The sequence below is a fragment of the Streptomyces sp. NPDC005017 genome (assembly GCF_042873115.1).
In the GTDB taxonomy this organism is placed as follows: domain Bacteria; phylum Actinomycetota; class Actinomycetes; order Streptomycetales; family Streptomycetaceae; genus Streptomyces.
On sequence record NZ_JBIALD010000015.1, the window covers coordinates 153798 to 167549 of the forward strand.

11 protein-coding genes are annotated in these 13752 nt (G+C 74.5%); 4 read left to right on the forward strand and 7 right to left on the reverse strand.

Features of this window, described 5'->3' with window-relative positions; genetic code table 11:
• Window positions 1-36 precede the first annotated feature (36 nt).
• The 6 genes from ACFYR0_RS23325 to rsmI form a co-directional block, all read right to left on the reverse strand.
• Entirely contained in the window at window positions 37-933 is an 897-nt protein-coding gene (locus ACFYR0_RS23325; protein ID WP_389331199.1) for a 4-(cytidine 5'-diphospho)-2-C-methyl-D-erythritol kinase, read from the reverse strand.
• On the reverse strand, window positions 930-1817 hold the full coding sequence (gene rsmA / locus ACFYR0_RS23330; RefSeq protein ID WP_389331202.1) for a 16S rRNA (adenine(1518)-N(6)/adenine(1519)-N(6))-dimethyltransferase RsmA: 888 nt from the start codon (window positions 1815-1817) through the stop codon (window positions 930-932). The genes ACFYR0_RS23325 and rsmA overlap by 4 nt, the downstream gene beginning before the upstream one ends.
• Before the next feature lie 365 nt (window positions 1818-2182).
• On the reverse strand, window positions 2183-3871 hold the full coding sequence (locus ACFYR0_RS23335; protein ID WP_389331205.1) for a ubiquitin-like domain-containing protein: 1689 nt from the start codon (window positions 3869-3871) through the stop codon (window positions 2183-2185).
• A gap of 147 nt (window positions 3872-4018) precedes the next feature.
• Window positions 4019-4900, reverse strand: a complete 882-nt coding sequence (locus ACFYR0_RS23340; protein WP_389331208.1) for a TatD family hydrolase — start codon at window positions 4898-4900, stop codon at window positions 4019-4021.
• 147 nt (window positions 4901-5047) lie between these two features.
• Window positions 5048-5470: a hypothetical protein gene (locus ACFYR0_RS23345; protein ID WP_389331211.1), complete on the reverse strand. Its 423-nt coding sequence runs from the start codon at window positions 5468-5470 to the stop codon at window positions 5048-5050.
• Window positions 5471-5702: 232 nt separating this feature from the next.
• Complete coding sequence (gene rsmI / locus ACFYR0_RS23350; protein ID WP_389331214.1) at window positions 5703-6572, reverse strand: 16S rRNA (cytidine(1402)-2'-O)-methyltransferase; 870 nt, start codon at window positions 6570-6572, stop codon at window positions 5703-5705.
• 130 nt (window positions 6573-6702) lie between these two features.
• Here rsmI and ACFYR0_RS23355 point away from each other — a divergent pair, with 130 nt between their 5' ends.
• From ACFYR0_RS23355 to ACFYR0_RS23365, 3 genes are all read left to right on the forward strand, one after another.
• Complete coding sequence (locus tag ACFYR0_RS23355) at window positions 6703-8454, forward strand: dolichyl-phosphate-mannose--protein mannosyltransferase (RefSeq protein WP_389331217.1); 1752 nt, start codon at window positions 6703-6705, stop codon at window positions 8452-8454.
• A 118-nt stretch (window positions 8455-8572) separates the two neighbouring features.
• Entirely contained in the window at window positions 8573-10201 is a 1629-nt protein-coding gene (locus tag ACFYR0_RS23360) for a penicillin-binding transpeptidase domain-containing protein (RefSeq protein WP_389331220.1), read from the forward strand.
• A 225-nt stretch (window positions 10202-10426) separates the two neighbouring features.
• Window positions 10427-12097, forward strand: coding sequence for a penicillin-binding transpeptidase domain-containing protein (locus ACFYR0_RS23365; RefSeq protein ID WP_389331223.1), 1671 nt, complete (start codon window positions 10427-10429; stop codon window positions 12095-12097).
• Between the two features lie 79 nt (window positions 12098-12176).
• On the opposite strand, the gene ACFYR0_RS23370 is transcribed toward ACFYR0_RS23365, so the two are convergent.
• Window positions 12177-12536 (reverse strand): SsgA family sporulation/cell division regulator, encoded by a 360-nt coding sequence (locus ACFYR0_RS23370; protein WP_389331226.1) that lies wholly within the window; start codon window positions 12534-12536, stop codon window positions 12177-12179.
• 165 nt (window positions 12537-12701) lie between these two features.
• On the opposite strand from ACFYR0_RS23370, the gene ACFYR0_RS23375 reads away from it, so the two are divergent.
• On the forward strand, window positions 12702-13751 hold the full coding sequence (locus ACFYR0_RS23375) for an energy-coupling factor ABC transporter permease (RefSeq protein WP_389331229.1): 1050 nt from the start codon (window positions 12702-12704) through the stop codon (window positions 13749-13751).
• The last annotated feature ends 1 nt before the right edge of the window (window position 13752 follow it).

Genomic DNA, 13752 nt, shown 5'->3' on the forward strand with positions numbered 1-13752 from the left:
CGTCCCTCCCGTGGTCCGTGTCGCCCGTCGTGGTCCTCAGACGACCGTGGCGCCTTCCGCGGGGCCCTGGGTCGCACGGACCGCGCGGCACGTCCCCGAGGTGCCCAGGGCGCCCGCGACCTTGCGCGCCGCCTCGGCCGAGTCGCACAGGAAGGCGGTGGTCGGGCCGGAACCGGAGACCAGGGCACCGAGCGCGCCCGCGGCGGTGCCCGCGTCCAGGGTGGCGGCGAGCGACGGGCGCAGGGACAGCGCGGCGGGCTGGAGGTCGTTGACCAGGTTCGCGGCGAGGGCGTGCGCGTCGCCCTTGGCGAGGGCGGCCAGCAGGTCCGGGGAGGCGACCGGCTCGGGGACGTCCGTGCCCTGTGTCAGTCGGTCGAACTCGCGGAACACCGCCGGGGTCGACAGCCCCGCGTCGGCGAGGGCGAACACCCAGTGGAACGTGCCGCCCACCTCCAGGGGCGTCAGCCGCTCCCCCCGGCCGAGGCCCAGGGCGGCGCCGCCCACCAGGCTGAACGGCACGTCGCTGCCCAGCTCGGCGCAGATCTCCAGCAGTTCCTCGCGGGAGGCGCCGGTGCCCCACAGGGCGTCGCAGGCGAGCAGCGCGCCCGCGCCGTCCGCGCTCCCGCCGGCCATGCCGCCGGCGACGGGGATGTCCTTGGCGATGTGGACGTGGACGTCGGGCGTGCGGCCGTGGCGGGCGGCCAGCAGGACGGCCGCGCGGGCGGCGAGGTTGGACTCGTCCAGCGGGACCAGACCGGCGTCGGGGCCCTCGCAGGTGACGCGGAGCCCGTCCGGCGAGGGGGTGACCGTGATCTCGTCGTACAGCCCGACGGCGAGGAAGACGTTGGCCAGGTCGTGGAAGCCGTCGGGGCGGGCGGCGCCGACCGCGAGCTGCACGTTGACCTTGGCCGGGACCCGTACGGTGACGCTCACTTGCCGGTCTCCTCGTGCTCGGCGTGGTCGGCGTGCTCGGCGATCCGCGCGAACTCCTCGACGGTGAGGGACTCGCCGCGCGCCTGCGGGGACACCCCGGCCGCGACGAGGGCGGCCTCGGCGGCCGCCGCGGAACCGGCCCAGCCGGCGAGGGCCGCGCGCAGCGTCTTGCGGCGCTGGGCGAAGGCCGCGTCGATCACGGCGAAGACCTCGCGCCTGGTGGCCCCGGTCTTCAGCGGCTCGGCGCGGCGGGTCAGGGCGACCAGGCCGCTGTCGACGTTCGGAGCGGGCCAGAAGACGTTGCGGCCGATGGCGCCGGCCCGCTTGACCTCCGCGTACCAGTTGGCCTTCACGGACGGCACGCCGTAGACCTTCGAGCCCGGTGCCGCGGCGAGCCGGTCGGCGACCTCCGACTGCACCATGACCAGCGTGCGCTCGATCGTCGGGAAGGTCTCGAGCATGTGCAGCAGGACGGGCACGGCGACGTTGTAGGGCAGGTTCGCGACCAGGGCGGTGGGCGCCGGGCCGGGCAGTTCCGCCACCCGCATGGCGTCGGAGTGGACCAGCGCGAAGCGGTCCGCCCGGCCGGGCATGCGGGCCGCGACGGTGGCGGGCAGCGCGGCGGCCAGCACGTCGTCGATCTCTACGGCCGTGACCCGGTCGGCCACCTCCAGCAGGGCGAGGGTGAGGCTGCCGAGCCCCGGGCCGACCTCGACGACCACGTCCTCGGGGCGGACCTCGGCGGTCCGCACGATACGGCGGACCGTGTTGGCGTCGATCACGAAGTTCTGGCCGCGCTGCTTGGTCGGGCGCACACCGAGGGCGGCCGCGAGTTCGCGGACGTCGGCGGGGCCGAGAAGGGCGTCGGGGGTGGGGCTGCTCACGGCACAAGGGTACGGGGGCCCGCCGCCCCGCCCCGACGCCTCACCCGGGGGCCGGGCTCGGCGGGGCGAGGCCGGGGCTCCGCGGGGCGGCGCGGCGAGGCCGGGGCGGCGCGGCGGCTCAGCTAGGCGGCCGGGTCCCGCGGGGCGGCGCGGCGAGGCCGGGGCTCCGCGGGGCGGCGCGGCGGGGCCGGGGCTCCGCGGGGCGGCGGGGCGGGGCCGAGGCGGGGCGGCTCAGCCAGGCGGCCGGGTCCCGCGGGGCGGCGCGGCGGGGCCGGGGCTCCGCGGGGCGGGGCCGAGGCGGGGCGGCTCAGCCAGGCGGCCGGGTCCCGCGGGGCGGCGGGGCGGGGCCGGGGCGGCGGCGCGGCTCAGCCGTGCAGCCGGGTCCCGCAGTGCGGCCAGGGGCTCGCGCCGCGGCGGATGTACAGCTTCTTCGCGCGGTAGGTCTGCTCGGAGGCGGACGCGTCCTGCGGCCGGCCGCTGCCGCCGAGGCTCTGCCAGGTCCGGGTGTCGAACTGGTACAGCCCGCCGTAGGTGCCGGAGGGGTCGACCGCGTTCGGCCGGCCGCCGGACTCGCAGGCGGCGAGCGCCTGCCAGTCGAGGCCGTCGGCACCGCTCACGGCGGCCGGCAGCGCCCTGGTGCCCACCTTGACCAGCTGGTCGCGCGGCTCGCGCACGGTCACGGTCTCGACGAGCCGCGGCTTCTGCCGCACGCCGTTGACCGTGCGCAGGTGGAAGGTGAGGCGGCGCAGGCCCGGCAGTCCGGGGCGCGTGACGACCTCGGTCCCCTTGAACAGCGTCGGGTCCTCGACCCGCCGCACCTCGAACGGAAGGCGTTCCTCGCGGACCTCCCTGCTGCCGGTGATGCGCAGCACGGTGACGGTCTGCCCGTCGCGCGGGAAGCTGTCCTGCGGGACGGAGGTGGTGTCCTGGCCGCGCAGGGTGATCCCGGCCCGCGCGACCGCCTCGCCCACGGTGGCGGCGTTGGTGCGGATGGTGCGGGCACGGCCGTCGGCCATGATCGTGACTGAGCGTTCGGTGCGTACGTCCAGGGCCAGGCCCTCGCGTCCGATCGAGCGGGAGCGCGCGGCCGACAGATAAGCGCCCTCGGCGCGCACGCCCAGCTGTTCGAGCGCGTCCTCCACCGTCCGCGCCGTCGTCCACACCTCGCGTCTGTGCCCGTCGAGTGTGAGCCGGAGCGGGCGCCCGTAGCGCACCTCGATCTCGTCGCCGCTCTCCAGCTCCGTGCCGGGGGCGGGCGACACCACGTCGTGCGGTCCCACGGCGACGCCCTCCTTCGCCAGCAGCTCGGTCACGTCGTCGGCGAAGGTGTGCAGCGCCCGGGGACTGCCGTCGACGGTCAGCTCCACGGCCTTGTCCTCGGCGACGAAGGCGGTCGTGCCGCCCGCGAGGAAGGCGACGACCAGTGCCTGGGGCAGCAGCCGGCGTACAGGGCCGTCGCCGCGCGGGGGGCGGGCGGGGCTGGTGGGGTGACCGGTGGGGTCGTCCTCGTGGGGGCGGCCGGGGGCGGCGCCGTAGGGGAGCGTGGGGCTGTCGTGGTGCCCTGGGCCCGGGGAGCGCCCGGGGCCCTCGGGGTGGGCGAGGCCGGGCGCGTGCGCGGGGGCCGGGCTGTAGGCGTGCGCGGGGCTCTGGGGGCGGGGTGCGGTGTCCGCCGGTGCGCCGCCCCGGGCCCGGCGCCTGCGCGCGGCCCGGCCCTCCCCGTCGGCGCCGGGCGCGTGGGGCGCGGGGCGGGCGGGCGCGCCGCCGTACGGGTCGCCGCCCCACTCGGCGGGGGCGCGGGTGTCGGCGCCCGGGGCGCGGACGTCCTCGGGGGCGTAGGCGTACGGCGAGGCGTGCGGCGCCAGGTAGGGGGCGCGTGTGCGGGGCTGCGGGTAGCTCTCGCCGTAGCCCAGCGTCTCGGCGGAGTGCGGGTCGAAGGGGGCGGTGTACGGCGGACCGCCCGTGCCGGGGGCGTACGCGGGGACCGGGTGGTCGAACGGGTCGTACTCGGGGGTGCGCGTGTACCGCTCGTCGCGCACGTACGGCGAATCGCTCACGCCGACACGCTCCAGGAGTCCAGAGGGGTCCCGATCGGGCCACCAGAACCTAGCGGAGCGATCGTCACTCTCCAAAGCGACGCGACTACGCACTGTCGTCGCGCGGCGGCGGGCGGGCCCCGCGGAGGGTGCCGGGGCGAGCGTGGGTCAGTAGCCGAAGGCCCGGGCCGTGTTCGCCGCGAGGGCCGTCGCCAGCGCGTCCTCGTCGATGCCGCGCACGGCCGCCATGGCGCGCACCGTGACCGGAATGAGATACGGGGCGTTGGGCCGTCCGCGGTACGGCGCGGGCGTGAGGAACGGCGCGTCCGTCTCCACCAGGAGCAGTTCCAGCGGCGCCACCGCCACGGCGTCCCGGAGGTTCTGGGCGTTCTTGAAGGTGACGTTGCCGGCGAACGACATGAAGTAGCCCGCGGCCGCGCAGATCTCCGCCATTCCGGCGTCGCCTGAGTAGCAGTGGAAGACGGTCCGCTCCGGGGCGCCCTCCTCCTTCAGCACGCGCAGGACGTCGGCGTGGGCGTCGCGGTCGTGGATGACCAGGGCCTTGCCGTGCCGCTTGGCGATCTCGATGTGGGCGCGGAAGGAGCGCTCCTGCGCGGCCCTGCCGTCCTCGCCGGTGCGGAAGTGGTCCAGTCCGGTCTCGCCGACGCCCTTGACCTGGGACAGCGCGGCGAGCCGGTCGATCTCGGCGAGCGCCTCGTCCAGGCCCGCCTCGCCGCCGGGCCGCCGCGCGCCCTGCCGGGACCAGCCGTCGGGGTCGCCGTGGACGATGCGCGGGGCCTCGTTGGGGTGCAGGGCGACGGTCGCGTGGACGGCGTCGTGGACCGCGGCGGTCGCGGCGGCCCAGCGCGAGCCGGCCACGTCGCAGCCGACCTGCACCACGGTCGTCACCCCGACCGACGCCGCCTTCGCCAGCGCCTCCTCGACCGTGCCGGACTGCATGTCGAGGTGGGTGTGGGAGTCGGCGACCGGCACCGCGAGGGGTACGGGCAGCGGCGGCGCGGCGTTCTTGTCGGCGGCGTTCGAAGGCATGCCCCGATCCTACGAAAGGGGCCTGCCCGGCAGGTCCCCGAGGCTCGGTTCACGGCCCGCCCGGCAGAACCCCGAAGCCCGACTCACGGCCCGCCCGGCAGAACCCCGAGGCTCGGTTCACGGGCAGGCCCAGCCGGCCCCCGGGGCTCAGCTCGCCCGGCGCTGGAAGGGGTGCAGCAGGTCCGAGAGCTGCCACCGGTGCCGCGCCCCGGGTTCCCGCCCCGCCGCCGTCCCGGGCCGCGGCAGGGGTTCCCGCGGGCCGGGCCGCGGCCGCCCCGCGCTCAGCACCAGGGCCACCTGCCCGGCCCGCATGATCCGCACGACATGGCTGTCGCAGCGCTCGCACAGCGGCCGGCTCAGCGGCGAGGGGACGGCACGGCCGTCGGCGAGATAGGTGACGAACTCCCGCCCCTCGGCGTCCAGATGGTGCTCGATCACATACGACTGCTCCCAGCCGTGTCCGCAGTGCATACAGGCGAAGGAGTACGACTCGTCGGCGTGAGGGGCGGCGGGGGCGAGGGAGGCGGGCGGCTGTGCCCGGTGGCCGGTGCGGCCGGCGATCTCTGTCATGCCAGCTCCTGAGTCCGCTGGTGGGCGGGGACGGGTGCGTCCCCGGGCGTCCCTCCACCAGTGGACTCCCCGGCCCGCCCGAGCGCGACGGACCTGTCGAGTGTTGGAGCCGATTTGGGCGTTCCTTGCCGCGACGACCCTGCCGGGAGGTCCGGGCTTTGCCTTGGGGCCTCCGGCCTTTGCCAGGGGGCGTCAGGCCTTTGCCCTGAGCCGCACCGGCTTTGCCCAGAAATCAGCCGCCCGCGGGCATGGACCCGGCTCCCGCGTTCTTCGCCGCCACGACCGCGTCGAAGACCTCCCGCTTGGGCAGTCCGGCCTCCGCCGCGACCGCCGCGATGGCCTCCTTGCGCCGCTCGCCCGCCTCCTCGCGCACCCGCACCCTGCGCACCAGTTCGGCCGCGTCGAGCGTCTCGGGGCCTCGCTCGGGCGCGCCCTGGACGACCACGGTGATCTCCCCGCGCACCCCCTCGGCGGCCCACGCCGCGAGTTCGGCCAGCGGACCGCGCCTGACCTCCTCGTAGGTCTTGGTCAGTTCGCGGCAGACCGCGGCGCGCCGGTCGCCGCCGAAGACCTCGGCCATCGCGGCCAGGGTGTCGTCGAGCCGGTGCGGCGCCTCGAAGTAGACCAGCGTGCGCCGCTCCCCGGCGGCCTCCCGCAGCCGGCCGAGCCGCTCGCCGGCCTTGCGGGGCAGGAACCCCTCGAAGCAGAAGCGGTCGACGGGCAGCCCGGACAGGGCGAGCGCGGTGAGCACGGCGGACGGGCCGGGCACGGCGGTGACGCGCAGGTCCTTCTCCACGGCGGCGGCGACCAGCCGGTAGCCGGGGTCGGACACGGACGGCATGCCGGCGTCGGTGACCAGCAGCACGCGCGCGCCGCCGAGGAGTTCCTCGACGAGTTCGGGCGTGCGCGCGGACTCGTTGCCCTCGAAGTACGACACCACGCGGCCCTTGGGCGTCACGCCCAGCGCCTGGGTCAGCCGGCGCAGCCGCCGCGTGTCCTCGGCCGCGACGACGTCGGCAGCGGCCAGTTCCTCGGCCAGCCGGGGCGGCGCGTCCGAAAGGTCGCCGATGGGGGTGCCCGCCAAAACAAGGGTTCCAGTCACGCCCCCATCCTCCCAAAGGGAACAAGCCCGCTCTCCCGGAGGCCGCCGCAGCCCTCCCGGACGTCACTCGGGTCCGACGCATCCACCGCATGCACGGGACTCACACAGCACCGTTCCCTACGATGGCGCGGTGACCAGTACCGCGTCCTCCGCGTCCTCGACGGACCTCCGCCAAGAGCAGGCCCCGCACGACCAGCGGCCGTCGTGGCAGCAGCGGCTGCGCCGGTTCGGCTACGGGGCCAGGCCCGAGGGCGATGTCCGGGACCGGCTGGTGCCGCCGTACGCCGAGCCCTCGCCGCGGCTGTGGTCGGTGCTCGGCGCGCCGCCCGCCCTCGCCGAGCGGTTCAACCGGCTGTCCGGCTGGCTCGGCCCGCTGCTGGTGACGCTGTTCGCGGGCGTCCTGCGGTTCTGGAACCTGGGCAGCCCCAAGGCGGTGATATTCGACGAGACGTACTACGCGAAGGACGCGTGGGCGCTCGTGCACCGCGGCTTCGAGGTCAACTGGGACAAGAACGCCAACGACCTGGTCCTGTCGACGGGCGGGCACGTCACGATCCCGGCGGACGCGGCGTACGTCGTGCATCCCCCGGTCGGCAAGTACGTGATCGGGCTGGGCGAGCTGCTCTTCGGGTTCGACCCGTTCGGCTGGCGGTTCATGACGGCGGTGCTCGGCACGCTGTCGGTGCTGATGGTGTGCCGGGTGGGGCGGCGGCTGTTCCGTTCGACGTTCCTCGGCTGCCTGGCGGGCGCGCTGCTGGCGGTGGACGGGCTGCACTTCGTGATGAGCCGCACCGCGCTGCTCGACGGGGTGCTGATGTTCTTCGTCCTGGCGGCGTTCTGCGCGCTGGTGATCGACCGGGACAAGGCGCGGGCCAGGCTCGCCGCCGCGCTGCCGGCCGACGAGGACGGCCGGGTGCGGCCCAGCGCCGAGGTCGCCGACACGCTGCGGCTGGGTCTGCGGCCGTGGCGCTGGACCGCGGGCCTGATGCTGGGTCTGGCCATCGGCACCAAGTGGAACGGCCTGTACTTCCTGGCCGCGTTCGGGCTGATGACGGTGCTGTGGGACGTCGGCTCGCGCAAGGTGGCGGGCGCCCGGCACCCGTATCTGGCGGTGTTCAAGTACGACCTGGGCTTCGCGTTCCTGGCGACCGTGCCCGTCGCCGTCCTCACCTACCTGCTCTCGTGGACCGGCTGGATCCTGTCCCCGGCCGACGGCACCGGCGGCTACTACCGCGACTGGGCCGCCAAGGACGGCCGCGACAGCTCCTGGTCGTGGCTGTTCCCGGACTGGTGGCGCAGCCTGTGGCACTACGAGACGCAGGTGTACGACTTCCACGTCGGGCTGTCCTCGCCGCACACGTACGAGTCCAACCCGTGGAGCTGGATCGTGCTGGGCCGCCCGGTGTCGTACTTCTACGAGTCCCCGGCGCCCGGCCAGGACGGCTGCCCGGCGGACGCGGGCGGGAAGTGCGCGCGCGAGGTGCTGGCCCTCGGCACGCCGGTGCTGTGGTGGGTGGGCTGCTTCGCGCTGCTGTACGTGCTCTACCGCTGGTTCTTCCGCCGCGACTGGCGCGCGGGCGCCATCGCCTGCGCGATCGTGGCGGGTTATCTGCCCTGGTTCTTCTTCCAGGAGCGCACGATCTTCTTCTTCTACGCCGTGGTGTTCGTGCCGTTCCTCTGCCTGGCGGTGGCGATGCTGGTCGGCGCGCTGGTCGGCCCGCCGGGCGCGGGCGACGCCCGCCGCGTGGCCGGCGCGACGAGCGCGGGCGTCCTGGTGCTGCTGATCGCCTGGAACTTCGTCTACTTCTGGCCGATCTACACCGGCCAGGCCATCCCCATAGACGACTGGCGCTCGCGGATGTGGCTGGATACGTGGGTCTGACGCGGTCCTTGGTTTCGGCCTTGAAGGGCCCTGGCGGCAGGGCACCCGTCCCGGATGTGGGCGCCGCCCCTTACAGTGCTGGGGAAGGGGAAACGGGGGACACGGGAGGGACCGCGCGATGCGCAAGGGGGTCAGGGGAGCTGTCGTCGGGACGGTGTTCGCGGCGATGATCGGCGGCGCCGGGTACGGCGCGTTCAATCTGGTGTCCGCGCTGGGCGGGGACGGCGGTTCGGGCCCGGGTGGCTCGACGTCCTCGAAGAGCGGGCCGCCGGACGAGGACGAGGTCGCCGAGACCACGAAGGAGTTCTTCGCCGCCTGGGAACAGGGCCGGGGTGCGCGGGCGGCGTCGTTCACGAACAACGCGGCCGACGCGGAGCCGGTGCTGACGTCCTTCGGCGGCAGCGCGCATCTGACGGATGTGCGGATCACGCCGGGGACACCGTCCGGCACCACCGTGCCCTTCTCGGTGCGGGCGACGGTGTCGTACAAGGGGGCGGCCAAGCCGCTGGAGTACGACAGCCAGCTGACGGTGGTGCGCGGGATCACGACCGGGCGGGCGCTGGTCGACTGGCAGCCCACGGTGGTGCACCCGGAGCTGGTGAAGGGCGACACCCTGGTCACGGAGGAGTCGGCGAGCCCGCCGATCGAGGCGGTCGCGCGCGACGGCAGCGTCCTGACGAAGGACGAGTACCCGTCGCTGGGCCCGGTCCTGGACGACCTGCGCGAGCGCTACGGCCATGAGGCGGGCGGCACGCGCGGGGTGGAGCTGTCGATCCGGCACACCGCGACCGGCGCGGCCGACACGGCGCTGCTGACCCTCACCGAGGGCCGGGCGGGCCGGCTGCCGACCACGATCAGCCCGCGGCTGCAGGCGGCGGCCGAGAAGGCCGTCACCGGCTTCAAGGAGTCGTCCGTGGTCGCGGTGAAGCCGAGCACGGGCGAGATCCTCGCGATCGCCAACAACCGCGTGGACAAGTGGAACGCCGCCTTCGAGGGCGAGCTGGCCCCCGGCTCCACGATGAAGATCATCAGCGCGGCGATGCTCATCGACAACGGCCTGACCACCGCGGACGGCCCGGCGCCCTGTCCGCCGAAGGCGCTCTCGGACGGCCACACCTTCAACAACCTCAAGGGACTCGAGGCGAACGAGGACGCCACGCTCGCCGACAGCTTCGCCCGTTCCTGCAACACCGCGTTCGTGAAGTTCGCCGACGAGATCCAGGACGACTCCCTCACCAAGGAGGCGCAGGAGCGGTTCGGGCTCGGCCGTGACGACTGGAAGGCCGGTGTCACCACCTTCGACGGCAGCGTCCCGGTATCCGAGGGCCCGGACACCGCGGCCGCGCTGCTCGGCCAGGGCAAGGTGCAGATGAGCCCGCTGAACATGGCGTCCGTCACCGCGACCGCCATCACGGGCTCCTTCCGCCAGCCGGTGATCGTGCCGCAGAGCCTGGACGGTCGGACGCTCGCGCGCGCCGAGGGGCTGCGGCCGAGCACGGTGGACCAGCTGCGCGCCCTGATGAACCGCACCGCGACCAGCGGCACCGGCCAGAAGGCGATGTCCGGGCTGAGCGGCGACATCGGCGCGAAGACCGGCTCCGCGGAGGTCGACGGACAGGCCACGTCCAACAGCTGGTTCACCGGTTTCCGCGGTGATGTCGCGGCGGCCGCGATGGCCCAGCAGGGCGGGCACGGCAGTGACGCGGCCGGGCCGATTGTGGCGCAGGTCCTGCGGGCGGGCGGATGACAGGCTCGCTGGGGGCATGACAGGCTCGCACGGGCACACGACCGGCCGGGCGGCCCGACGGGCCGGTCGGCGGGCGACGGACCCGCGGCCCGCCGACGGGTGGCCGACGCCACCCGCACAGGTCGGGACTCCACCATGGCACCGTCGTCGGGGACGGTGAGGGCGGCGGCAACCGGGGCCACGAGGACGACGGCCCCGGGGACAGATGCGGAGGATCGGGAAGCAGTGGGCAAGAGAAGGCGCGTCCCCCAGAGACGGACCAGCAGTCCTGCCGTCATCGGGTCGGTGATCGCCGCGGTCGTCGGCGCCGTCGGCATCGGCGGCTATGTGCTCTACGGCGGGGGCGCCGCGGCCGACGACACCGCGGGCGACGCCGAGCGCAGGCCGGTGAAGACCGGCCCGCTGTCCGCCGCCGAGGTGACCCAGGCCTCCCAGCGCTTCCTCACCGCCTGGCAGCAGGGCCGGGTGCCCGCGGCCGCCGCCGCCACGGACGACGCCACCGCCGCCACCGCCCTGCTCACCGGCTACACCAGGGACGCCCGGGTCAGGGACGTCACCCTCACCCCCGGCGCCCGCCAGGGCGACAAGGTGCCCTTCACCGTCAAGGGCACCGTCACCCACGGCACCGTCAGCAAGCCGCTCACCTACACCAGCGCCCTGACCGTCGTACGGAACAAGGCCGACGGCAGGCCGCGGGTGCGGTGGGACTCCGCGGTCGTGCACCCCGATCTGAAGGACGGCGACCGGCTGGTCACCGGCGCGGCGGGCAGCCCGCCGATCAGGGCGCTGGACCGTGAGGGCGGCGAGCTCAGCGCGAAGGAGTACCCCTCGCTGACGCCCGTCCTGGACGGACTGCGCGAGAAGTACGGCAAGAAGGCCGGCGGCACCGCCGGGATCGAACTGCGCGTCGTGCGGGGCGAGGCCTCCAGGACGTCCGACGCGCAGCTGTCCGACAAGACGGTGCTGGAGCTCAGCGAGGGCACGCCCGGCACGGTGAGGACCACGCTCAGCCCGGCGCTCCAGGCCCAGGCGGAGAAGCAGGTCGCCGCCCGCAAGCGCGCCTCGGTGGTGCTGCTGCGCCCGTCGACGGGCGAGATCCTCGCCGTCGCCAACTCCTCCCCCGGTTTCAACACCGCCTTCCAGGGCTCCCTCGCGCCGGGCTCCACGATGAAGGTCGTCACCGCCTCGATGCTGTTCGAGAAGAGGCTGGCCTCGGCGGACAGGAAGCACCCGTGCCCGAAGTTCTTCACCTACGGCCACTGGAAGTTCCAGAACGACGACAAGTTCGAGATCAGGGACGGCACGTTCAAGGCGTCCTTCGCCCGCTCCTGCAACACCGCCTTCATCAGCCAGGCGCCGAAGCTGAAGGACTCGGACCTGACGACCCAGGCGCAGCAGGTGTTCGGGCTGGGCATGGACAACTGGGCCGTGGGGGTGCCGACGTTCGACGGGGCGGTTCCGGTGCAGTCGCAGGCGCAGATGGCGGCCTCGCTGATCGGACAGGGCGGCGTGCGGATGAACCCGCTGAACATGGCGTCGGTGTCGGCGACGATCCAGTCGGGCACCTTCCGCCAGCCCTATCTGGTCGCCCCCGCGGTGGACGGGCGCACGCTGGCGACGGCCCCGCGCCGGCTGTCCGCGGGCGCGCTCGCGCAGGTGCGGGACGTGATGTCGTACACCGCGGCGTACGGCACGGCGGCCGAGGCCATGCAGGGCGTCACCGGCAGCGTGGGCGCCAAGACCGGTTCGGCCGAGGTCGACGGGCAGAAGAAGCCCAACGGCTGGTTCACGGCGTACCGGGGTGATCTCGCGGCCGCGGGCGTGGTCCAGGCGGCCGGCCACGGCGGCGAGACGGCGGGGCCGATCGTGGCGGCCATGCTGAAGGCGGGCGGCTGAGCCGCACCCCCGGCCGAGGCCGACGGGCCGTGCTCCTGGCCGGGTCGTCGAGGCCGCGTCGGCCGCGGAGCCGGACCGCTCAGTGGGCGACCGGCTGCGCCGCGGCGATGTACGTCCGGCGCAGGAAGCGCAGCAGCGCCTTGGACTCGAACTGCACGACCTCGACGCCCTGCGCGGAGTGGAACTCGACGACGGCCTGAACCCGGCCACAGGGCCACACGCGGACCTCTCCGTTACCGGCGGGAACGCGCAGTCCCTGTTCGAGCAGGGACCGGGAGAAGGTCCACTCGTGCGGTCCGGGCAGGCCGATCCGGACCGCGCGGGGATCGATGTCGGGGTCGTAGCGCAGCACGACGGGTACGGCTCCGCGTTCTTCCAGCACCGTGACGTCGGTGTCCTTGACGATGTGGGCTCGTGCGTACTGCTCGACCACGGACATCGGCAGGCCCCTTACGCTGCGTGACCTGAGCGAAAGCCCGGCTTCCGCTTTCCCTCCAATGTCGCACATTTCCGGTGCCGCGCCCCTCGACAGCGTGAGATCGCCGGGTAATTAGCGCCCCCACGCTCTTGCAAGTAGTTCGCATTAAGCCACTATCATCGAACGGTGCATGTGCCTGACGGATTCATCGACGCCCCCACCTCCCTCGCCACCGGAGCGGCCGCCGCCGCCGCCGTGGCCGTGAGCCTGCGCGGTGCGCGCCGCGAGCTCGACGAGCGGACCGCGCCGCTGGCCGGACTCGTGGCCGCGTTCATCTTCGCCGTGCAGATGCTGAACTTCCCCGTGGCCGCCGGGACCAGCGGCCATCTGCTCGGCGGAGCCCTGGCCGCGCTGCTCGTCGGCCCGTACACAGGCGTGCTGTGCGTGTCGGTCGTCCTGCTGATGCAGGGCGTGCTGTTCGCCGACGGCGGCCTGACCGCGCTCGGCGTGAACATCACCGTCATGGCCGTCGTGACGACCGTCGTCGCCTACGCCGTCTTCCGGGCCCTGGTGAAGGTCCTGCCGCGCACCCGCCGTTCGGTGACCGCCGCGACCTTCGTCGCCGCCCTGCTCTCCGTGCCGGTCTCGGCCCTCGCCTTCACCGGGCTGTACGCCGTCGGCGGCACCACCGACGTCGCCATCGGCAAGGTCGCCGCCGCCATGGTCGGCGTCCACCTCCTGATCGGCGTCGGCGAGGCCGTGATCACCTCTCTCACCGTCGGCGCCGTCCTCGCCGTCCGCCCCGACCTGGTCCACGGCGCCCGCGACCTGCACCGGCCGCTGAAGCTGCGGGTGAACGGCGAACTCGTCGACGCCCCCGCCGCCCGCCCCGTCCCGGCCGCCGCCCGTTCCACCCGCAAGGTGTGGCTCTCCGGCCTCGCCGCCTCCCTGGTGCTCGCCGGGGTCGTCAGCTTCTACGCCTCCGCCAGCCCCGACGGCCTGGAGAAGGTCGCCGCCGACCACGGCATCGACCGGAAGACCGAGGACCACGCGAACGCGGACTCCCCGCTCGCCGACTACGGCGTCAAGGACGTCGACGACGCCCGGCTGTCCGGGGGCCTCGCGGGCGTCATCGGCGTCGGTGGCACGGTGGTGGCCGGCAGCGGGGTGTTCTGGGCGGTCCGCCGGCGGCGTTCGGCCCCGGTCACCGACACCTCCGTGACCGCGGGCGCCTGAC

Excerpts from the sequence above, each read along its gene's own strand:
- ACFYR0_RS23360 (WP_389331220.1), top strand. The coding sequence starts at position 8,573 with ATGCGCAAGGGGGTCAGGGGAGCTGTCGTCGGGACGGTGTTCGCGGCG.
- ACFYR0_RS23370 (WP_389331226.1), bottom strand. The coding sequence starts at position 12,536 with ATGTCCGTGGTCGAGCAGTACGCACGAGCCCACATCGTCAAGGACACC.
- ACFYR0_RS23340 (WP_389331208.1), bottom strand. The coding sequence starts at position 4,900 with ATGCCTTCGAACGCCGCCGACAAGAACGCCGCGCCGCCGCTGCCCGTA.
- ACFYR0_RS23345 (WP_389331211.1), bottom strand. The coding sequence starts at position 5,470 with ATGACAGAGATCGCCGGCCGCACCGGCCACCGGGCACAGCCGCCCGCC.